Source organism: Saccharothrix sabaoui, from assembly GCF_051756985.1.
In the GTDB taxonomy this organism is placed as follows: Bacteria; Actinomycetota; Actinomycetes; order Mycobacteriales; family Pseudonocardiaceae; genus Actinosynnema.
The window spans coordinates 1-19,778 of record NZ_JBPKJK010000124.1; the positions used below are offsets into that span (position 1 = coordinate 1).

19 protein-coding genes are annotated in these 19,778 nt (G+C 74.2%); 16 read left to right on the forward strand and 3 right to left on the reverse strand.

Annotation, left to right across the window (positions count from 1 at the left end; translation table 11 throughout):
* Positions 1-812: nucleoside triphosphate pyrophosphohydrolase (locus tag ACR807_RS30115; RefSeq protein ID WP_438924834.1), on the forward strand; the 812-nt coding region annotated here is incomplete at its 5' end.
* Positions 813-853: 41 nt separating this feature from the next.
* On the opposite strand, the gene ACR807_RS30120 is transcribed toward ACR807_RS30115, so the two are convergent.
* Positions 854-1,414: a hypothetical protein gene (locus ACR807_RS30120; RefSeq protein WP_438924835.1), complete on the reverse strand. Its 561-nt coding sequence runs from the start codon at positions 1,412-1,414 to the stop codon at positions 854-856.
* A gap of 143 nt (positions 1,415-1,557) precedes the next feature.
* On the opposite strand from ACR807_RS30120, the gene ACR807_RS30125 reads away from it, so the two are divergent.
* The 4 genes from ACR807_RS30125 (at position 1,558) to ACR807_RS30140 (ending at position 7,597) form a co-directional block, all read left to right on the forward strand.
* Complete coding sequence (locus ACR807_RS30125; protein WP_438924836.1) at positions 1,558-4,728, forward strand: S41 family peptidase; 3,171 nt, start codon at positions 1,558-1,560, stop codon at positions 4,726-4,728.
* A 93-nt stretch (positions 4,729-4,821) separates the two neighbouring features.
* Positions 4,822-5,523 carry a hypothetical protein gene (locus ACR807_RS30130; protein WP_438924837.1) on the forward strand — a complete coding sequence of 234 codons (702 nt, stop codon included), beginning with the start codon at positions 4,822-4,824 and terminating at the stop codon, positions 5,521-5,523.
* 13 nt (positions 5,524-5,536) lie between these two features.
* Positions 5,537-6,433 carry a LysR family transcriptional regulator gene (locus tag ACR807_RS30135; RefSeq protein ID WP_438924838.1) on the forward strand — a complete coding sequence of 299 codons (897 nt, stop codon included), beginning with the start codon at positions 5,537-5,539 and terminating at the stop codon, positions 6,431-6,433.
* A 309-nt stretch (positions 6,434-6,742) separates the two neighbouring features.
* Positions 6,743-7,597, forward strand: coding sequence for a lytic murein transglycosylase (locus ACR807_RS30140; RefSeq protein WP_438924839.1), 855 nt, complete (start codon positions 6,743-6,745; stop codon positions 7,595-7,597).
* Positions 7,598-7,633: 36 nt separating this feature from the next.
* Here ACR807_RS30140 and ACR807_RS30145 read toward each other — a convergent pair whose 3' ends face one another.
* Both ACR807_RS30145 and ACR807_RS30150 read right to left on the reverse strand, forming a co-directional pair.
* Positions 7,634-8,011: a tetratricopeptide repeat protein gene (locus tag ACR807_RS30145; RefSeq protein WP_438924840.1), complete on the reverse strand. Its 378-nt coding sequence runs from the start codon at positions 8,009-8,011 to the stop codon at positions 7,634-7,636.
* A gap of 68 nt (positions 8,012-8,079) precedes the next feature.
* Entirely contained in the window at positions 8,080-8,793 is a 714-nt protein-coding gene (locus tag ACR807_RS30150; RefSeq protein ID WP_438924841.1) for an alpha/beta fold hydrolase, read from the reverse strand.
* 109 nt (positions 8,794-8,902) lie between these two features.
* Here ACR807_RS30150 and eno point away from each other — a divergent pair, with 109 nt between their 5' ends.
* The 11 genes from eno to ACR807_RS30205 all read left to right on the forward strand — a co-directional run bounded on the left by eno (position 8,903) and on the right by ACR807_RS30205 (position 19,755).
* Positions 8,903-10,189: a phosphopyruvate hydratase gene (eno, locus tag ACR807_RS30155; protein ID WP_438924842.1), complete on the forward strand. Its 1,287-nt coding sequence runs from the start codon at positions 8,903-8,905 to the stop codon at positions 10,187-10,189.
* Positions 10,189-10,488: a hypothetical protein gene (locus tag ACR807_RS30160; RefSeq protein ID WP_438924843.1), complete on the forward strand. Its 300-nt coding sequence runs from the start codon at positions 10,189-10,191 to the stop codon at positions 10,486-10,488. Before eno ends, ACR807_RS30160 begins: the two co-directional genes overlap by 1 nt.
* Before the next feature lie 45 nt (positions 10,489-10,533).
* Entirely contained in the window at positions 10,534-10,899 is a 366-nt protein-coding gene (locus ACR807_RS30165) for an FtsB family cell division protein (protein WP_438924844.1), read from the forward strand.
* Positions 10,896-11,393 carry a DUF501 domain-containing protein gene (locus ACR807_RS30170; RefSeq protein WP_438924860.1) on the forward strand — a complete coding sequence of 166 codons (498 nt, stop codon included), beginning with the start codon at positions 10,896-10,898 and terminating at the stop codon, positions 11,391-11,393. The genes ACR807_RS30165 and ACR807_RS30170 overlap by 4 nt, the downstream gene beginning before the upstream one ends.
* Positions 11,394-11,598: 205 nt before the next feature.
* A complete protein-coding gene (locus ACR807_RS30175; protein ID WP_438924845.1) occupies positions 11,599-12,888 on the forward strand; it encodes a lytic transglycosylase domain-containing protein in 1,290 nt (429 codons plus the stop codon).
* 100 nt (positions 12,889-12,988) lie between these two features.
* Positions 12,989-13,939, forward strand: a complete 951-nt coding sequence (locus ACR807_RS30180) for a Ppx/GppA phosphatase family protein (protein WP_438924846.1) — start codon at positions 12,989-12,991, stop codon at positions 13,937-13,939.
* Between the two features lie 324 nt (positions 13,940-14,263).
* Positions 14,264-15,889: a peptide ABC transporter substrate-binding protein gene (locus ACR807_RS30185; protein WP_438924847.1), complete on the forward strand. Its 1,626-nt coding sequence runs from the start codon at positions 14,264-14,266 to the stop codon at positions 15,887-15,889.
* 79 nt (positions 15,890-15,968) lie between these two features.
* Entirely contained in the window at positions 15,969-16,892 is a 924-nt protein-coding gene (locus ACR807_RS30190) for an ABC transporter permease (protein ID WP_438924848.1), read from the forward strand.
* Positions 16,885-17,784 (forward strand): ABC transporter permease, encoded by a 900-nt coding sequence (locus ACR807_RS30195; protein WP_438924849.1) that lies wholly within the window; start codon positions 16,885-16,887, stop codon positions 17,782-17,784. The genes ACR807_RS30190 and ACR807_RS30195 overlap by 8 nt, the downstream gene beginning before the upstream one ends.
* Positions 17,785-17,792: 8 nt before the next feature.
* Positions 17,793-18,767, forward strand: a complete 975-nt coding sequence (locus ACR807_RS30200; RefSeq protein WP_438924850.1) for an ABC transporter ATP-binding protein — start codon at positions 17,793-17,795, stop codon at positions 18,765-18,767.
* Entirely contained in the window at positions 18,760-19,755 is a 996-nt protein-coding gene (locus tag ACR807_RS30205) for an ABC transporter ATP-binding protein (RefSeq protein WP_438924851.1), read from the forward strand. Before ACR807_RS30200 ends, ACR807_RS30205 begins: the two co-directional genes overlap by 8 nt.
* Positions 19,756-19,778: the final 23 nt, after the last annotated feature.

Below are 19,778 nucleotides of genomic sequence, written 5' to 3' on the forward strand. Positions count from 1 at the left end.
TGTGGGGCGCGGTGCCGGTGCCCGAGGTCCTGAAGCCCGGTGCCGTGCTGCTGACCACAGACCCGTCCGAACCGGCCGCGCTGTGGATGACGACCACGGGGTCGCGGGTGATCGGCCCCCCGCCGTCGTCGCCGCTGCGGGACGCGGTCGCGGTGATGGACCGGCTGCGCTCGCCCGGCGGGTGCCCGTGGGACGCCGAGCAGGACCACAAGTCGTTGCGCCAGTACCTCGTGGAGGAGACCTACGAGCTGCTGGAGGCCATCGAGGACGGTGACCGGGCGGCGCTGCGCGAGGAGCTGGGCGACGTGCTGCTCCAGGTCCTCTTCCACGCCCGGATCGCGGCCGAGGACCCGGCCGAGCCGTTCGGCATCGACGAGGTGGCCGGCGACCTGGTGGCCAAGCTCGTCGGACGTCACCCGCACGTGTTCTCCGGCGGTGACCCGGCGGTGACCGACGCGTCCTCCCAGCAGCACCGGTGGGAGGAGCTGAAGCAGGTCGAGAAGCAGCGGACGTCCAGCCTGGACGGCGTGGCGACCGGTCAGCCCGCGGTGGCGCTGGCCGGGAAGCTGGCGCAGCGGGTGGCGCGGGCCGGGTTCCCGGTGGACCTGCTGCCCGAGGGCGACGACACCGGGACGACGCTGTTCGCGGTGGCGGCCCTGGCCAAGCTGGCCGGCGAGGACCCGGAGACGGAGCTGCGCGCGGTGGCGCGGCGGTTCGCGGCGTCGGTGCGGGCGGCCGAGGGGTCGGCGCGCGCGGCGGGCGTGACGGGGACCCTGACGGCCGAGGACTGGCGCGCCCACTGGCCCGGGTGAGCCGGCCCGACCCGCCCGACCCGCCCGACCCGCTCGGCCGGCTACCTGAGGACGAGGCCGAAGCGCTCGTGCAGGGCCCGGGCCTGCTCGGGCGTGGCGAGGGCGATGACGGTCTCGTAGACGCGGTTCGGGTCGCGTTCGAAGCCGACCTCGTGGAACCGGCGCGGGTCGTCGGGGGAGAGGTGGCCGATCGCCTCGCCGGCCGCCAGGTGGTCGAGGTACTCGTCCGAGAAGTGCTCGGCGTGGACGGTCACGACTTCGCCGTCGCGCTTGAACTCCAGCACGTCGTCGCGCCCGTCGTCGTCGGGCTCGCCCTGGTGCAGCCGGACGTCGGTGACGGTGACCGCGCCGCCGGTCAGCCCGGCCGCCTGCACCAGCAGGTGCTCGTAGGACTCCTCCAGGAAGTCGACGTCGTCGGCGTGGACGGTGACCGCCAGGTCGAACGACTGGAGGGCCGCCGCGACGCCGTACCGGTCCAGCGGGTCCCGCGCGTAGTCGGCGAACTGGTCCAGGACGGCCCGCGCCTTGTCCGCGGAGATCATGCCGATCTCCAGCAGGGCGGCTGCCACGTCCTCGTAGGTGAACGGGGGATTGTTCAACACGGGGACGATCCTGTCAGGCCGGCGGGGCGCGGTGGTGCTGTTCGGGAAAGCCCCGGTTCGGCGGGCGGTCCCCGGCGGAGGCCGATCGGCGGGCTTCGTGGGCTGGATCGAGGGGACGGGGTCGGCGCGCTAACGTCGGGGGGGTGACCGAACCGGCCTACCTCCGCTTCCCGCACCTGCACGGCGACCTCGTCACGTTCGTGGCCGAGGACGACGTGTGGCTGGCACCCCTCGCCGGGGGCCGGGCCTGGCGGGTGACCGCCGACCAGGTCCCGGTGTCCTCCCCGCGCTTCGACCCGACCGGCACGCACCTGGCCTGGGCCAGCCGCCGCGACGGCGCGCCCGAGGTGCACCTGGCCCCGGTCGAGGGCGGCGCGGCGACGCGCCTGACCCACTGGGGCGACTACTCGACCGGCGTGCGCGGGTGGACCCCGGACGGCGAGGTCGTCGCCGTCACGTCCGCCGGCCAGGCGTCGGGCAACCGGAAGTGGGCGCACGCCCTGCCGACCGACGGCGGGCCGGGCCGGCGGCTGCCGTTCGGGTGGGTGGGCGACGTGTCGTTCGGCCCGGCCGGGCAGGTGGTGGTGACCTCCGTCTACGGCCATGACCCCGCGTGGTGGAAGCGGTACCGGGGCGGGGCGGCGGGCAAGCTGTGGGTCGACGCGGACGGCGACGGCGGGTTCCGCCGCATCCTGCCCGAGCTGACGTCGTCGCTCACCTCGCCCGCGTGGGTCGGGGACCGCATCGCGTTCCTGTCCGACCACGAGGGCGTGGGCAGCCTGTACTCGGTGCTGCCGGACGGCTCCGACCTGCGCCGGCACACCGAGCAGGAGTTCTACGCGCGCCTCGCGACGAGCGACGGCCGCCGGGTCGTGTGGCAGCACGCGGGCGAGCTGTGGCTCCTCGACGGCCTGGACGCCGAGCCCCGCCGGATCGACATCGCCCTGGGCGGCCCCCGCACCGCGCGCAGGCCCCGGCCGGTCGGCTCGCGCCCCGACGACTTCGACGCGGACCGGACGGGCCGGGCGAGCGTCGTCGAGGTGCGCGGCACCGTGCACTGGGTGACGCACAAGGACGGCCCGGTGCGGGCGCTGGCCGAGCAGCCGGGCGTGCGGGCGCGCCTGCCCCGGGTGGTCGGCGACGCCGTGGTGTGGGTGACCGACGCGGACGGCGAGGAGGGCCTGGAGTTCTCGCCGGTCGGCGGCGTCGAGCCGGGCAACGAGCCGCGCCGGCTCGCGGTCGGCCGGTTGGGCCGGGTGCTGGAGCTGGTCGCCTCGCCGGACGGCCGGCGGCTCGCGGTGGCCACGCACGACGGCCGGCTGCTGCTCGTGGACGTCGAGTCGGGCGAGGTCCGCGAGGTGCTGGCCGGGGCGAACCCGCACGTCGACGACCTGGCGTTCTCGCCGGACTCGAACTGGCTGGCCTGGTCGCACCCCGGCCCGCGCCCGCTCCAGCACATCCGGATGACGAACACCACCGACCTGTCCGTGGTGGACGTGACGCCGCTGCGGTTCTCCGACTACTCGCCGACGTTCACCGAGGACGGCCGCTACCTGGCGTTCCTGTCGGTGCGCAGCTTCGACCCGGTGTACGACGCGCACGTGTTCGACCTGTCGTTCCCCACCGGCTGCCGCCCGTACCTGGTGCCGCTGGCGGCGACCACGCCCTCGCCGTTCGACCCGATGCGGCTGGGCCGGCCGGTCGGCGACGACCCGTCCGACAAGGACGACAAGGACAAGGACGAGAACCCGATCACCGTCGTCGACCTGGAGGGCCTGGCCGACCGGGTGGTCCCGGTGCCGGTCGGCGCGGCCGGCTACGCGGGGCTGACCGCCGCGAAGGGCGGCCTGCTGTGGCTGCGCTCGTCGCTGCGCGGCGTCCTCGGCGACAACCTGCCGAGCGGCGCCCGCCCGCCCCGGGCGGTGCTGGAGCGGTTCGACCTGGCCAAGTCGCGCGCCGAGGTGCTGGTGGACGGCCTGGACGCGTTCGACGTGACCGGTGACGGGCAGCGGGTGGTCGTGCAGGACGGCGGCGACCTGCGGGTGGTGCCCGCCGACCGCAAGGTCGACCCGGACGACGGCGACTCCGTCGAGGTGGACCTGTCCCGGGTGCGGGTCGTGGTGGACCGGGCCGCCGAGTGGCGGCAGGCGTACGCCGAGGCGGGCCGGTTGATGCGCGACCACTTCTGGCGCACCGACATGGGCGGCGTGGACTGGGCGGGCGTGCTGGAGCGCTACCGGCCCCTGGTGGACCGGCTGGGCAGCTACGGCGACCTGGTGGACCTGCTGTGGGAGGTGCAGGGCGAGCTGGGCACGTCGCACGCCTACGTGATCCCGGCGCACGGCGCGCGGGGCCGCGCGGTGGGGCTGCTCGGCGCGGACCTGGAGCGCGACGAGTCGGGCGCGTGGCGGGTGACCAGGGTGATCCCGGGGGAGACCTCGGACCCGGCGGCCCGGTCGCCGCTCGCCGCGCCCGGTGTCGCGGTGCGGGCCGGTGACGCGGTCGTCGCCGTGGACGGGCGGCAGGTGGACCCGAGGACCGGTCCCGCGCCGCTGCTCGTGGGCACGGCGGGCAAGCCGGTGGAGCTGACCGTGCGGCCCGGTGGCGGCGGCGAGCCGCGCCGGGTCGTGGTGGTGCCGCTGGAGGACGAGGAGCCGCTGCGCTACCACGCGTGGGTCGCCGACCGGCGGGCCCGCGTGCGGGAGCTGTCCGACGGGCGCGTGGGCTACCTGCACGTGCCGGACATGACGGGCGCGGGCTGGGCGCAGCTGCACCGCGACCTGCGGGTCGAGCTGGCGCGCGAGGCCGTGGTGCTCGACGTGCGGGAGAACGGCGGCGGGCACACGTCCGAGCTGGTCGTGGAGAAGCTCGGGCGCAGGATCATCGGCTGGTCGGTGGCGCGCGGCTACACCACGGCCGACAGCTACCCCGGCGACGCGCCGCGCGGGCCGGTGGTGGCCATCGCGGACGAGTTCGCCGGGTCCGACGGCGACATCGTCAACGTGGCCATCAAGGAGATGGGCATCGGCCCGGTCGTCGGCACCCGCACGTGGGGCGGCGTGATCGGCATCGACATGCGGTACCACCTGGTCGACGGGACGCTGGTGACGCAGCCGCGCTACGCCACCTGGTTCGCCGGGCCCGGCTGGGGCGTGGAGAACCACGGCGTGGACCCGGACGTGGAGGTCGTGATCACGCCGCAGGACCGGGTGGCCGGCCGCGACCCGCAGCTCGACACGGCCGTGCGGCTGGCGCTGGAGGCGCTGGAGACCCGGCCGGCGGCCACTCCGCCGCAGCTCCCGCCCCTCACCTGATCGGGACCACCCGGGCGCGTGACCCCGTGGTGGTTGCGGCCGGTGGTCCCGAACCGACCAATGGACAGCACGAGAGTTCGGGTCGGGGGTCGGGTGAGTCATCGGTTGTTGCCGCGCTCGGGGCGCGGGTGCTTCTCGGCGGTGGTGCTGCTGCCGCTGGCGGCGGCGGGCGGGTTGGCGGCGCTGCTGCTGGCCGTCGACCGGCCCGCGCCGCCGCCGGGCGCGGTCGGGTCGGTGTGGGTGTCCGGGCGGCAGGCGCCGGCGAGCGCGCGGGCCGGCGTGCCGGCGCCTCAGGTCGCGACCACCGGCACGACCGCGTCCACCGGGCGGCGGGAGGTGCAGCGGGGCGGCCTGGAGCCGACGTCCGCGCGGCGCGGCCCCGGCGTGCCGGTGCGCACGGACGTGCCGCGGCCGGGTCGGCCGCCGGACCGGTCGGGACCGTGGACGGTGGTGCTGCCGCCGTTCCCGCCGTTCCCGTCGTCGCCGGACCCGGTCACCGGCACGACCACCGCGCCGGTGCCGCCGAGGACGCCGACGTCGGAGCCGGGCCTGTCGCCGGACCACCCGACGAGCGCGCCGGCGACCACCGCGCCCCCGGCGACGACCCCGCCGGCGACGACCCCGCCCGCCACCACCCCGCCGGCGACCACGCCCCCGGCCACCACGCCACCCGCGACCGCGCCGCCGGGCACGAGCGCGCCGGGCACGGGGTCGCCGACCCCCGAACCGGGCCCGGCGGACCCCGGCACGACGGACCCCGCGGTCCCGCCGGGCGCCGGGAGGCGGGTCGGGTGACGCGGCCGACCCGGTGACCGCGCTCGGCGACCTGGACCTGAACCTGCTGGTGGCGCTGCACGCCCTGCTGGAGGAGCGGCACGTCACCCGCGCCGCCCGGCGGCTGGGGCTCAGCCAACCCGCCACCAGCGCGTGCCTGGCCCGGCTGCGCCGGCACTTCGACGACCCGCTGCTGACCAGGGTCGGCGGCGGCTACGAGCTGACGCCGCTGGCGTCGTCGCTGGTCGCGCCCACGGCGGCGGCCGTCGGCGCGGTGCGGCGGGTGTTCTCCGGGCAGCCCGACTTCGACCCGGCGCGCACCGACCGCGAGTTCACCCTGGTCCTGTCGGACTACGCGCTCGCCGTGGTCGGCGGCGAGCTGGTCCGGGCGGCGCGGGACCGCGCGCCGGGTGCGCGGTTCCGGTTCACCCAGGTCGCGCCCGCCGTGCTGGACGACGTCGGGGGCACCCTGCGCCGCGTCGACGGGCTGCTCATGCCGCGCGGCCTCGTGCGCGGCCACCACCCGTCGGTCGACCTGTTCGAGGACCGCTGGGTGCTGATCGCCGCCGAGGGCGGCGCGGCGACCCGGCAGCCGGTCACGACCGAGCTGCTGGCCTCGCTGCCGTGGGTCGTCGCCTACCGGGGCGCGAACCAGCACCCGCTCCCACCCGGCGTCGAGCCGGAGGTGGCGGTGGAGAACTTCCAGTCGCTGCCGCTGCTGGTCGCCGGCACCGACCGGGTCGCGATGATCCAGCGGCGGCTCGCCCGGCTCCTGCGCGGCGTCGCCGACCTGCGCGTGCTCGACCACCCGTGGCCCGCGCCGCCGTTCGTCCAGTCGTTCTGGTTCCACCCGCGGCACGTCGACGACGCCGGCCACCGGTGGCTGCGCGGGCTCCTGACCGAGGTGGGCCGGGGGCTGCCGGAGCGGTGACGAAGGCCACGGTGGGCGGCGGGGCGCCGCCGGCGAACGCCGCCCGCCGCCCGGACGTCCTGATCAGGGGCGGGCGGGACCGACCGCCGCCCCGGACACGACCGGCAGCAGGAAGGCCACCAGGATGCCCACGACCACAGCCGCCCCCGGTCCCCCGCGGCGGGACGACGCCGATCTCCCCGGCTTAGCCGGGCCCGCGCCGTCCCGACCGCCGGGTGAACGGGCCCTGACCAGGGTTTCCGGTCATTCCCCGCAGACCGCCGCGTGATGTTCCCCGAAGAGGGCGAACGAGCACGTAGCCTGGGTGGCGTGGTCGTCCCGCCGCCGTCGAAGCCGAAGCCCGAGCCGCGCCCGCGCGGCCACGTCGGCAACCTCGTCGGGCGCCTGTCCCTCGTGCTCCTGCTGATCGCCGTCGTGGCGGGCGGCGCGTGGGCGCTGGGCACGCTCAACCGCTCCGCGCCCCGAGCCGCCGACCCGCCGTTCCCCGTGCCGTTCCTGGAGGTGCGGCCCGGTGAGGCCGCGCCGGGGTCGGGCGGCCCGGTGCCCGAGGGCGGCGCCACCGGTCAGGCGTCGCCCGCCGTGACCGGCACCGCCGAACCGCTCGCCGCGTGGGCGTCGTCGCTGTCGGACAAGATCGACGTCCCGGCCCGCGCCCTGCGCGCCTACGCCGTCGCCGACCTGCTGATGCGCGCCCAGGACCCGTCGTGCCGCGTCTCGTGGGCGACCCTGGCGGGCATCGGCCGCATCGAGTCCCACCACGGCACCATCGGCGGTCTGAAGCTGGGTGAGGACGGCCGGCCGTCCGAGCCGATCATCGGCATCCCCCTCGACGGCTCGCCGGGCCTCAAGGCCATCGCGGACTCCGACGGCGGGGCGCTCGACGGCGACACCAGGTGGGACCGCGCGGTCGGCCCGATGCAGTTCATCCCCACCACGTGGGCCCGCTACGCGGTGCGGGCGAACGGCGACGGCGCCCGGCCCGACCCGCAGGACATCGACGACGCCGCCCTCGCCGCCGCCCGCTACCTGTGCTCCGGGGGCCGCGACCTGGGCACGGGGTCGGGCTGGTGGGCGGCCGTGCTGGACTACAACAACTCGACCGAGTACGGGCAGAACGTGTTCAGCGGGGCCGAGGCGTACGCCCGGGCCAGCACCGGGGCCTGAACCGGCCCCGGGGCCTGAACCGGCACGGGGCCGGCGTCAGCGGTCGCGCTCGACGGCCAGGCGGGCGCTGACCTCGCCCAGCGCCTCCTGGTACTCCGGCGTCGGGTTCATCGCCGCCGCGATGCGCAGCTGCGTCAGCGCCTCCGGCAGGCGGCTCTGGCGTTGCAGGGTGCGGCCCAGGGCGAAGCGGGCGAAGTGGTCGCTCGGGTCCATCTCGACGACCTTGCGGAACGCCTCCTCGGCGCGCTTGAGCTGGGCCGACCCGAGGTAGGCCCGCCCCGCGAGCAGTTGCACGCCCGCCTGGTCCGGTGCTGCTTCGAGCACGATGCGGAGCTCGCGCAGCGCTTCCAGCGGTCGGCGCTCCGCGAGCAGCGCCTCGGCTCGGCGGAACGCCTCGAAGGTGCTGTCCGTCATGGTCCGATCAACGCTACCCGCGCATCCGGTCGCAGTACGACAGCCGACCGGATGACGGGACGGGCGTGTCACGTGAGCAGAGCGTCGTGCAGCCACGAGAGCACCGGGGTGATCGACGCGGGTTGCTCCACGTGGGCGTTGTGCCCGACGCCGGGCAGCACCACCCCGCCCGGCTGGGCCGCGCGCAGGTGCTCCGGCGGGCACATCGGGTCGTCCTCGCCGGCCGCCAGCAGCACCGGGCAGCGGGCCGCGGCGAGCAGGCCGTCGACGTCCGGCGCACCCACCCCGAACGCGGCCGGGTCCAGCGCCGCGCGCCACCCGCCGGGCACCTCCGCGACCCCGTCGTCCAGCGGCACGCCCGCGAGCCTCGCCGCCCAGCCGGCCGCCTCCTCGCGGGTGGGGAGCACGCGCGGCGGCTTCGCGGCCAGGGCGGCGGCGCGGGCCAGCTCGTCGTCGGTCCAGCGGAGCTTGACCCCGAGCCCGGCGGCGGCCCGCACGTCCACCCCGAACCACCCGCTGGCCAGCGCCAGCGCCACCACCCCGCCGAGCGAGTGGCCCAGCACGGCGACCGGGCCGGCCGGGACGGCGGACGCCACCGCCGCGGCGAACGAGCCGAACGAGCACCGCTCCAGCGGCTCCGACCGGCCGTGGCCCGGCAGGTCCACCGCCAGCCACGACCCCGGCCACCTTTCCGCAGCTGAGCGCCACACCGACCCCGTCGCGCCCAGGCCGTGCAGCAGCACCAGCAGCGGTCCTGAACCGCCCCGCGAAAGGTGAACCAAGACGTAACCTCCCGTGAACGCGAACGCCACGGCGGAGCCGGCGTTCTCCCACACCTTGCACCAACTAGGCTCGGCACCGATACAGAGATGGTCTGACGAGGGAGCGCACGTGGCGGTCATCGAGCAGGTCGGCGCCCGCGAGATCCTGGACTCGCGAGGCAACCCGACCGTCGAGGTAGAGGTGGCGCTGGACGACGGCACGCTGGAGCGCGCCGCGGTTCCGTCCGGCGCGTCGACCGGCGAGCACGAGGCGGTCGAGCTGAGGGACGGCGACGCCAAGCGCTACCTGGGCAAGGGCGTCGAGCGCGCGGTCACCGCGGTGCTCGACGAGATCGGCCCCGAGCTGGTCGGCATCGAGGCCGTGGAGCAGCGCGTGGTCGACCAGAAGCTGGTCGACCTGGACGGCACGCCGGACAAGTCCCGCCTGGGCGCGAACGCCATCCTGGGCGTGTCGCTGGCCGTGGCGAAGGCGGCGGCGGCGTCGAGCGGCCTGGAGCTGTTCCGCTACGTCGGCGGCCCGAACGCGCACGTCCTGCCGGTGCCGATGCTGAACATCCTCAACGGTGGCGCGCACGCCGACACCGACGTGGACATCCAGGAGTTCATGATCGCGCCGATCGGCGCGGAGAGCTTCCGCGAGGCCCTGCGCTGGGGCGCGGAGACCTACCACGCGCTCAAGTCGGTGCTGAAGTCCAAGGGCCTCGGCACGGGCCTGGGCGACGAGGGCGGCTTCGCGCCGTCCCTGTCCAGCAACCGCGACGCGCTGGACCTGATCCTGGTCGCGATCGAGAAGGCCGGGTTCACCCCGGGCCGCGACATCGCGCTGGCCCTCGACGTGGCCGCCACCGAGTTCTACTCCGACGGCGCCTACACGTTCGAGAAGACCAAGCGCAGCGCCGAGCAGATGACCGGCTACTACACCGAGCTGGTCAACGCCTACCCGATGGTGTCGATCGAGGACCCGCTGTCCGAGGACGACTGGGACGGCTGGGTGCAGATGACCGCCGAGCTGGGCGAGCGCGTCCAGATCGTCGGCGACGACCTGTTCGTCACCAACCCGGAGCGGCTGGAGGAGGGCATCTCCCGCCGCGCGGCCAACGCGCTGCTGGTGAAGGTCAACCAGATCGGCACGCTGTCCGAGACGCTGGACGCGGTCGCGCTGGCCACGTCGTACGGCTACAAGTCGATGATGTCCCACCGGTCGGGCGAGACCGAGGACACCACGATCGCGGACCTCGCGGTGGCCGTCGGCGCGGGCCAGATCAAGACCGGCGCCCCGGCGCGCGGTGAGCGCACCGCGAAGTACAACCAGCTCCTGCGCATCGAGGAGGCGCTGGGCGACGCCGCGCGCTACGCCGGTGACCTGGCCTTCCCGCGGTACACGCCGGAGGGCTGATGTCGGCACGGGAGCGCGACCCCCGACGCGGCCGTGACGCCGCGCGGGGGGCGCGCCCTGCCCGCGGCCGCCGCGCGACGGACGGCAAGGGCGCGTCCGGCAAGGGCACGGGCGGCGCGTCCGGCAAGGCCGCGACCGGCAAGAACGGGTCCGGCAAGGGTTCGACGGGCAAGGGTTTGACGGGCAAGGGGTCGACGGGCAAGGCCGCGAGCGGCGCGTCCGGCGGGAACGCCGGACGGGCGGGCGCACCGCGCGCCCGCGCCGCCGAGGGCAGGCCGCCGGCCCGCCGCCCGCAGTAGAGGGCGCGCAGCCGGGCGGGCGCGGGCACCGGTGGCGCGTTCGGCATGACCGGCACCCGCCGGGCCGCCCTGCTCGCCATGGTGGTGTGCGCGCTCGCGCTGAGCATCGCGGTGCCCCTGCGCACCTACCTGGCCCAGCGCGAGGAGCTGCGCGAGGTCACCGCCTCGCACGAGACCCTGCGCGCCGAGGTGGCCGAGCTGGAGCGGCGCAAGCAGGAGCTGGCCGACCCCGCGCACGTGGAGGCGGAGGCGCGGCGGCGGCTGCACTACGTGCGACCGGGGGAGACGCCCTACGTCGTGCAGCTCCCCGGTGACGCGGAGCGCGAGAGGGAAGAACGGCGCCCGGCGACCGAGCCGGCCGAGGACAAGGCGTGGTACGAGCAGTTGTGGGATTCGGCGGCGGCACGATGACGGTGAGCGACGAGGACCGGGAAGCGGTCGCGGCCCAGCTGGGGCGCGCCCCGCGCGGCATGAGGGAGATCGCCGCGCGCTGCCCGAGCGGGCACCCGGCGGTCGTGCAGACCAGCCCGCGGCTGGAGGACGGCACGCCGTTCCCCACGCTGTACTACCTGACCTGCTCCCGGTTGAACTCCTACGTCAGCAGGCTCGAAGGGGCCGGCCTGATGAAGGAGATGACCGACCGGCTGGCGGAGGACGCGGAGCTGGCGGCGCGCTACCGCCGGGCGCACGAGCTGTACCTGGCCGAGCGCGACGCCATCGAGCCGCTGGGCACGACCGTCACGGCGGGCGGGATGCCGGACCGCGTGAAGTGCCTGCACGTGCACGTCGCGCACGCGCTGGCCGCCGGACCGGGCGTCAACCCGTTCGGCGACGAGGCGCTGGAGCGGCTGGCCGAGTGGTGGCCGAGCGGGGAATGCTCGTCAACGGTGAAAAACTGTCCCTAAGGGCAGTTCTCCGGACACAAAGCACGTGCTCGGCCGTGACACCGCCGTTCGGATCAGGCAGTCTGGGTCGTGAGCCGGGTGACGAGGCGATGGGGAGTTCGTGGTTGTGCCGAAGTCGAAGCGACGCGCGCGAAAGCGGACGAAGGTCCACCAGGGCACGCTGACGCCACGTCAGTGGGGCTTCGCTTCGGCAGCGGTGGGGGCGATGCTCGTGCCCACGCTGCTGCACGGGATGAACCCGGTGGACTGGGTGACCCTGTCCGGCAGGTCCGACATCGAGGCCGTCCCGCCCGGCGCGGGTGACGTGCTGGGCACGCTCGCCCTGGACCGGGGGTCGCTGGGCGCCGGCGGACGCCTGCCGGAGGCCGACGAGCTGTCCGCGTCGCTGCTCGCCGACGCCGACGACCCGTCCGGGTTCGAGGACGACCTGCCCCCGCTGGAGGGCGGTTTCCTCCGCGAGGGCCAGCACGGCATCCCGGGCGTCGTGCTCGACGCGTACATGCGCGCCGCCGACCGCGTCGCCGAGACCACGCCGAACTGCAACCTGGACTGGCCGCTGCTGGCGAGCATCGGCCGCATCGAGTCGGGCCACGCCCGCGGCGGCCGGGTGAACGAGAACGGCGACACGGTCAACCCGATCCTCGGCCCCGTGCTCAACGGCGGCCCCGGCATGGCGGCGATCCGCGACACCGACGGCGGCAGGTTCGACGGCGACCGCACGTGGGACCGGGCCGTCGGCCCGATGCAGTTCATCCCGTCCACGTGGGCGGGGTACGCCGCCGACGGCAACGAGGACGGCGAGAGCAACCCGAACAACATCTACGACGCCACCATCGGTGCGGGCAACTACCTGTGCGCGAACGGCGCGGACGTGGCCGACCCGGAGCAGCGGGCCCGGTCCGTGTTCCGCTACAACCACTCCAACGAGTACGTCGCCACGGTGCTGTACTGGGCGGACCTGTACGCGAACGGCGTGACCCCGCTGCCCGACCTGGTCGGGTCGGACGAGGACTTCGTCGACGACAACGACGGCAGCTCCTCCACCAGCCCCGGCGGCGGCTCGACCCCGCCCCCCGGCACGTCGAACCCGCCGGCCACCTCCACGACCGCGCCGGGCACGACCACGGGCAACCCGGGCACCACGATCACGCTGACCCCGACGGCGCCGTCGAGCACGACCACGACGCCGACCTGCCCGACCGCGCCGACCAGCACCACCACCGGCACGACGACGTCGACCACCCCGACCACGACCACCACGGTCCCGCCGGGCTGCGAGCCGACGACGACGACCACCACGACGACGACGACCACCACCGCCGGGAGCACGCAGGGCACCACCCCGGCGGCCACGACCGGTCCGGCCGCCACGTCGGACTCGCCGGCGGGGTCCTCGCCGGCCGGTTCCTCCTCGGCGGGGTCGTCCTCGGCGGGCTCCTCGTCGGTCGGCTCGAACTCCGCGCCGTCGGTGACCTCGTCGATGAAGCCCGCCTGACGGGTTCCCCGCACCGCCGCGACCCCCGAGGGGTCGCGCACCGGGACGGGGCGCGCACTAGGCTTGTCGGCCGAGCACCCAGTGCGTGGAGGTAACCGGCATGGCGCGTGTGGCCGCGATCGACTGCGGGACGAACTCGATCCGGCTGCTGGTGGCCGACGTGACCGCCTCGGGCGGTGGCGGGTGGTCGTTGCGGGACGTGCACCGGGAGATGCGGGTCGTCCGGCTCGGCCAGGGGGTCGACGCCACCGGCGAGCTGCACCCGGACGCGGTCGAGCGCACCAGGGCCGCGCTGGTGGAGTACACGAACGTGTTGCGCCGCAAGGGGACCGAGCGGGTCCGGATGGTGGCCACGTCCGCGACCCGGGACGCGCGCAACCGCGACGCGTTCTTCGACATGGTGCGCGCGGTGCTGGGCGCCGAGGCCGAGGTCATCACCGGTGACGAGGAGGCGCGGCTGTCGTTCACCGGCGCCGTGTCCGACCTCGACCCCGACGAGGGGCCGTTCCTCGTCTCCGACGTCGGCGGCGGCTCGACGGAGCTGGTGCTCGGCACGTGGGACGGGGTGCGCGGCACGGTCGCGGCGGCCCGGTCGGTCGACATCGGGTGCGTCCGGCTCACCGAGCGGTGCCTGCGCGACGACCCGCCCACCGAGCGGCAGGTCGAGGAGGCCGTGCGGGTGGCGCGGGACGTGCTGGGCGAGGCGTTCGACGCCGTGCCCACCGGGGAGGCCCGCACGTGGATCGGCGTCGCGGGCACCGTCACCACGCTCGTGGCGCTCGCCCGGGGGCTGCCCGAGTACGACTCCGACGCGATCCACCTGGCCCGCCTCGGCGTCGACCAGATCCGGGAGACGACGGCCCGGCTGCTCGCCATGCGGCACGACGAGCGCGCCGCGCTCGGGCCGGTGCACCCCGGCCGGGTGGACGTCATCTGCGGCGGCGCGCTGATCGTGCGGGCGCTCGCCGACCACCTCGCGGAGCGCGGCGTGACCGAGCTGGTGGCGAGCGAGCACGACATCCTCGACGGCATCGCCTTCTCGCTGGCGTGACCCGGCTCACCCCCGGCACTTCGGCCGGCGGCGTTGTCCGGCGGCCCGCGACCGGTGCCCGACGTTGTCCGGGGTCGGCGCGGCCCGCTGGACGGTGACGGTGTCCGCCCTGGTCACGGGCTCGCCGGGCACGTCGGTCCGGCCGGCCGGAGGGCTCCGCTGATCGACTTCGGGGCCGCGGTGGGCAACTGTCAACTGGGATCAGTCGTGACCAGGTCGTAATGGCCGCATCCGTGTGGCCCCGCCCACACCACGAATACCGTCCCTCCCACGCTGCGGAAGCGGTCGACTCTGCTCGGTCACACCGAACAGGTGGGAGGACCCATGTCACGTGCACGCTTAGTCCCGGCAGCACTCGCGGTCGTCGTCGTGGCGGCCGGGTGCGGCTCCGCCGAGGACACCTCGACGGGCTCGGACACCGAGGCTGCCATCACCATCTTCAACACCGAGCCGGAGAACCCGCTCGTGCCCGGCAACACCACCGAGGTGGGCGGCAGCCGGGTGCTGGACCCGCTGTTCACCGGCCTCGTCGAGTACCGCTCCGAGGACGCGCAGCCCGCCAACGCGATGGCCGAGTCCATCGAGACCACCGATTCCAGGGTCTTCACCGTGAAGATCAAGCAGGGGTGGACCTTCCACGACGGGACGCCGGTCACCGCCAAGAGCTTCGTGGACGCCTGGAACTGGACGGCCTACGGCCCCAACGCCACCCAGGGCGCCAGCTTCTTCTCCCAGGTCGAGGGCTACGCCGAGGTCCACCCGAAGGACCCGGACGGCGCCGACGGGCCGCAGGAGGCCCCCACCCCCGCCGTCAAGGAGATGTCCGGCCTCAAGGTCGACGGCGACCACCAGTTCACGATCACCCTGTCCGAGCCGTTCGCCGTCTTCCCGGTGACCATCGGCTACGAGGTGTTCGCGCCGCTGCCCGAGGCGTTCTTCAAGGACCAGAAGGCGTTCGAGGCCAACCCGATCGGCAACGGCCCGTTCAAGTTCGTCTCGCGCGCGGTCGGCACCGACATCAAGCTGACCCGCAACGACGACTACAAGGGCGACGACAGGCCGAAGTTCAAGGACCTGACGCTGAAGGTCTACCAGAGCCGCGAGTCGGCCTACGCGGACCTCGTGTCGAACAACCTGGACTTCATGGAGGAACTGCCGCCGAACGCCCTGGCGGGCAAGAAGTACGAGACGGACCTCGGCGACCGGGTCGTGCAGCGCGAGACGCTGAACATGCAGACCATCGCCTTCCCGTTCTACCTGCCGCCCTACGACAACGCGGACCTGCGGCGCGCGATCTCCATGGCCATCAACCGCGAGGAGATCACGCAGCGGATCTTCGAGGGCACCCGCAAGCCGGCCGACGGCTGGGTGCACCCGTTGATGAAGGGTTACAAGCCCGGCCAGTGCGGCGACTACTGCACGTTCGACCCGGAGAAGGCGAAGGAGGCGTTCGCCAAGTCCGGCTACACCGGCGAGATCGTCCTGCTGTCCAACACGGACGGCGGCCACCAGGAGTGGGCCGAGGCCGTGGCGAACAGCATCAAGAACACCCTCGGCGTCGAGGCGCGGTTCGTGCCGTCGACGAGCTTCGGCGAGTTCCGGCAGAAGGTCAACGCGCACGAGATGACCGGCATGTACCGGGCGGGCTGGATCGCCGACTACCCGTCGATCGAGAACTGGCTGACGCCGCTGTACCGCACCGGCTCGTCCTCCAACGACGGGCTCTACAGCAACCCGGCGTTCGACGCGAAGCTCGCCGAGGCCGACAAGGCGACCAGCGAGGACGAGGCCATCGACCTCTACCTGGAGGCCGAGCGGATCATGGCGCCCGACGTGCCGACCGTGCCGCTGTGGACGCAGTTCACCGTCGGCGGCAAGTCCGACCGGCTCAAGGTCGCGAACCTCGACCCGTTCCGCACCCTCGACCTGTACTCCGTGGAAGTGGCATAGCGCTCTGGGGTGACGGGTCGGTCCGGGTCCGCCCCCGCCGGGGCGGGACCGGGCCGACCCCCGGCGGTGGGAGGCTCCGTTGGGGCGTTACGTGCTGCGCAGGCTGTTGCAGATGGTCCCGGTGTTCCTCGGGACGACGTTCCTGATCTACGTGATGGTGTGGGCCGTCCCCGGCGACCCGTTCGAGGGCAAGTGCGGCGAGCGCGACTGCCCCGCGTCGTACGTGTCGGCGATGCGGGACCGGTTCAACCTCGACGACCCGCTGCTCGTGCAGTACGGCAAGTACCTGCTGAACCTGCTCCAGGGGGACTTCGGGCTGACCTCGTCGGGGCTCCAGGTCGCCGACCGGATCGCGGCGACGTTCCCCGTCACGCTCAAGCTCGCCCTGGTGGCGCTGGTCGTCGAGGCGGTCATCGGCATCACCGCCGGCGTGGTGTCCGGCCTGCGCAACCGCGGGTTCCTGGACAGCCTGGTGCTGGTGTCGACGCTGTTCCTGATCTCCATCCCGGTGTTCGTCACCGGGTACGTGGTGCAGCTCGTGTTCGGGCTCCAGCTCGGCTGGATACCGCCGACCGTGACGTCGCCGACCATCGGCAACCTGGTCGTGCCCGGATTCGTGCTGGCGTCGCTGTCCATGGCGTACGTGGCGCGGCTGTCGCGGGCGAGCATCTCGGAGAACCGGCGCGCGGACTACGTGCGCACCGCGCTGGCCAAGGGCCTGCCGCCGCGCCGGGTGGTGGGCGTGCACCTGCTGCGCAACTCGCTCATCCCGGTGATCACGTTCCTGGGCACGGACCTGGGCGCGTTCCTCGGCGGCGCGATCGTCACCGAGGGCATCTTCAACGTGCCCGGCGTCGGCGGCCTGGTGTTCCGGTCGATCCTCACCAAGGACGGCGCGATGGTGACCGGCGTGGTCACCGTCCTGGTGCTCGTGTACCTGCTGATGACGCTGCTGGTGGACCTCCTCTACGCCGTCCTGGACCCGAGGATTCGCTATGACTGAGCAGATCGCCTCCCTGGTCGAGGAACGCCCCCGCGGCCTGTTCGGCGACGCCTGGCACACCCTGCGCCGCCGCACCCTGTTCTGGGTGGCCGTGTCGCTGATCCTGCTGGTCGTGCTGATGGCGGCGTTCCCGGGGCTGTTCGCGCCCGGCGACCCGAACCTCGCGCAGCTGTCCCGCTCGCGCGGCGCGCCGTCGTCCGAGGCGTGGTTCGGCTACGACAACCAGGGCTACGACATCTACACCCGGGTCGTGCACGGCGCGCGGGCGTCCATCGTGGTCGGCCTGCTGTCCACGGTGGGCGTGGTGCTCCTCGGCGCGTCGGTCGGGATGCTGGCCGGGTTCTACGGCGGGTGGCCGGACGCGCTGGTGTCGCGGGTCGCCGACGTGTTCGTGGGCGTGCCGTTCGTGCTCGGCGCGATCGTCATCCTCACCACGCTGAACGCGGGCGGCGGCGCCGGGCCGGTGCGGATCGTCGCCCAGGTCGTGCTGTCCATCACGGTGCTGTCCTGGCCGGTGGCCATGCGGATCATGCGGTCCACCGCCGTCGCGGCCAAGCAGCAGGACTACGTGAAGGCGGCGCGGGCGCTCGGCGCGCCGGCGTCGCGGATCATCGGCAAGCACATGCTGCCCAACTGCGTGGCGCCCGTGCTCGTGTACTCGACCATCGCGCTCGGCGCGTTCATCGGGGCCGAGGCGACCCTGTCCTACCTGGGCATCGGGCTGCGCCCGCCGGTCGTGTCGTGGGGCGTGATGATCAGCGGCGCCAAGGACTACCTGCGGGTGGCGCCGCACGCCCTGCTGTTCCCGGCGGGGTTCCTGACCGCCACCGTGCTGGCGTTCGTGATGCTGGGCGACGCCGTGCGCGAAGCCCTCGACCCCAAGTTGCGGTGAGGTGGGCTGTGCTGGAAGTCGAAGACCTGCACGTCGAGTTCCGCACCCGCGACGGCGTGGCGCGGGTGCTCAACGGCGTGACCTACCGCGTGGACGCGGGGGAGACGCTGGCCGTGCTCGGCGAGTCCGGGTCGGGCAAGAGCGTCACCGCGCAGGCCGTCATGGGCATCCTGGACACGCCGCCCGCGTTCGTCACCCGCGGTTCCGTGCGGTTCCGCGGCGAGGAGCTGCTGACCGCCTCACCGGAACGGCGTCGCGCGGTGCGGGCGTCCGGCGTGGCGATGATCTTCCAGGACGCGCTGTCCGCGCTGAACCCCGTGTTCACGGTCGGGTTCCAGATCGAGGAGCAGCTGCGGCTGCGGCGCGGGATGAGCCGGTCCCAGGCGCGGGCGCGGGCGATCGAGCTGCTCGACCTGGTGCGCATCCCGTCGGCGGCGCAGCGGGTGCGCGAGTACCCGCACCAGTTCTCCGGCGGCATGCGGCAGCGGGCGATGATCGCGATGGCGCTGGCGCTGGACCCGGAGGTGCTGATCGCCGACGAGCCCACGACGGCGCTCGACGTGACCGTGCAGGCGCAGGTCATGGACCTGCTCAAGGAGATCCAGCGCGAGCGGTCCATGGGGCTGGTGCTGATCACGCACGACCTGGGCGTGGTCGCCGAGGTCGCCGACCGGATCGCGGTGATGTACGCGGGGCGGATCGTGGAGGAGGCCGACGCGCTGTCGCTGTTCCGCTCGCCCGGCCACCCGTACACGGCGGCGCTGATGCGGTCGCTGCCGCGGCTGGACTCGTCGAAGCACTCGGCGCTGGAGACCATCCGGGGGCTGCCGCCGAGCCTGCTGCGCATCCCGCCGGGGTGCCCGTTCCACCCGCGGTGCCCGCGCGCCGAGGCCGTGTGCGCGGTGGACGTGCCCGCGTTCGTGCCGCTGGGTGCGGGGCGGGGCAGTGCGTGCCACTTCGCGGAGGAGGTCGTCCGTGGCTGAGCTGCTGGAGGTCCGGGGGCTGGTCAAGCACTTCCCGGTGACGCGCGGGGTGCTGTTCCGGCGCACGATCGGGCAAGTGCGCGCCGTCGACGACGTGTCGTTCTCGCTGCGCGCGGGGGAGACCCTGGGCGTGGTGGGCGAGTCGGGCTGCGGCAAGTCCACGCTCGCGCAGGTGCTGATGCGCCTGGAACCGCCCACGGCCGGGACGGCGCTGTTCGAGGGCGCGCCGATGTTCTCGCTGCGCGGGGCCGCGCTGAAGGCGTGGCGGCGCGACATGCAGATCGTGCTCCAGGACCCGTACACCTCGCTGAACCCGCGGATGACCGTGGGCGACATCATCGGCGAGCCGTTCGACATCCACCCCGAGGTCGCGCCGCGCGGGTCGCGGGCCGGGCGGGTGCGCGAGCTGCTCGACGTGGTCGGGTTGAACCCGGAGCACGTCAACCGCTACCCGCACCAGTTCTCCGGCGGGCAGCGGCAGCGGGTCGGCATCGCGCGGGCGCTGGCGCTGCGGCCGAAGGTGATCGTGTGCGACGAGCCGGTGTCCGCGCTGGACGTGTCCATCCAGGCGCAGGTGATGAACCTGCTGGCGTCGTTGCAGTCGGGGTTCGGGCTGTCGTACGTGTTCATCGCGCACGACCTGTCCGTGGTGCGGCACCTGTCCGACCGGGTGGCCGTGATGTACCTCGGGAAGATCGTGGAGATCGGCACCGAGCGGGAGATCTACGAGCACCCCACGCACCCGTACACGCAGGCCCTGCTGTCGGCCGTGCCGGTGCCCGACCCGTCGTTGCGCGGGCGGCGGGACGTGATCCGGCTGACCGGCGACGTGCCGTCCCCGATCGACCCGCCGTCGGGCTGCCGCTTCCGCACCCGGTGCTGGAAGGCGCAGGACGTCTGCGCCGTCGAGGAACCCGCCCTGGTCACCCGCGTGGGCGACCACCCGAGCGCCTGCCACTTCGCCGAAGAACGCCACGTCGTCCCGTGAGCGCATGACACGAGGGTCGTGAG

What these genes read in the sequence shown, in the direction of transcription:
- ACR807_RS30145 (WP_438924840.1), bottom strand. Translation starts at nt 8,011, where the DNA reads ATGACGGACAGCACCTTCGAGGCGTTCCGCCGAGCCGAGGCGCTGCTC.
- ACR807_RS30160 (WP_438924843.1), top strand. Translation starts at nt 10,189, where the DNA reads ATGTCGGCACGGGAGCGCGACCCCCGACGCGGCCGTGACGCCGCGCGG.
- ACR807_RS30165 (WP_438924844.1), top strand. Translation starts at nt 10,534, where the DNA reads ATGACCGGCACCCGCCGGGCCGCCCTGCTCGCCATGGTGGTGTGCGCG.
- ACR807_RS30170 (WP_438924860.1), top strand. Translation starts at nt 10,896, where the DNA reads ATGACGGTGAGCGACGAGGACCGGGAAGCGGTCGCGGCCCAGCTGGGG.
- ACR807_RS30175 (WP_438924845.1), top strand. Translation starts at nt 11,599, where the DNA reads ATGCTCGTGCCCACGCTGCTGCACGGGATGAACCCGGTGGACTGGGTG.
- ACR807_RS30180 (WP_438924846.1), top strand. Translation starts at nt 12,989, where the DNA reads ATGGCGCGTGTGGCCGCGATCGACTGCGGGACGAACTCGATCCGGCTG.
- ACR807_RS30185 (WP_438924847.1), top strand. Translation starts at nt 14,264, where the DNA reads ATGTCACGTGCACGCTTAGTCCCGGCAGCACTCGCGGTCGTCGTCGTG.
- ACR807_RS30195 (WP_438924849.1), top strand. Translation starts at nt 16,885, where the DNA reads ATGACTGAGCAGATCGCCTCCCTGGTCGAGGAACGCCCCCGCGGCCTG.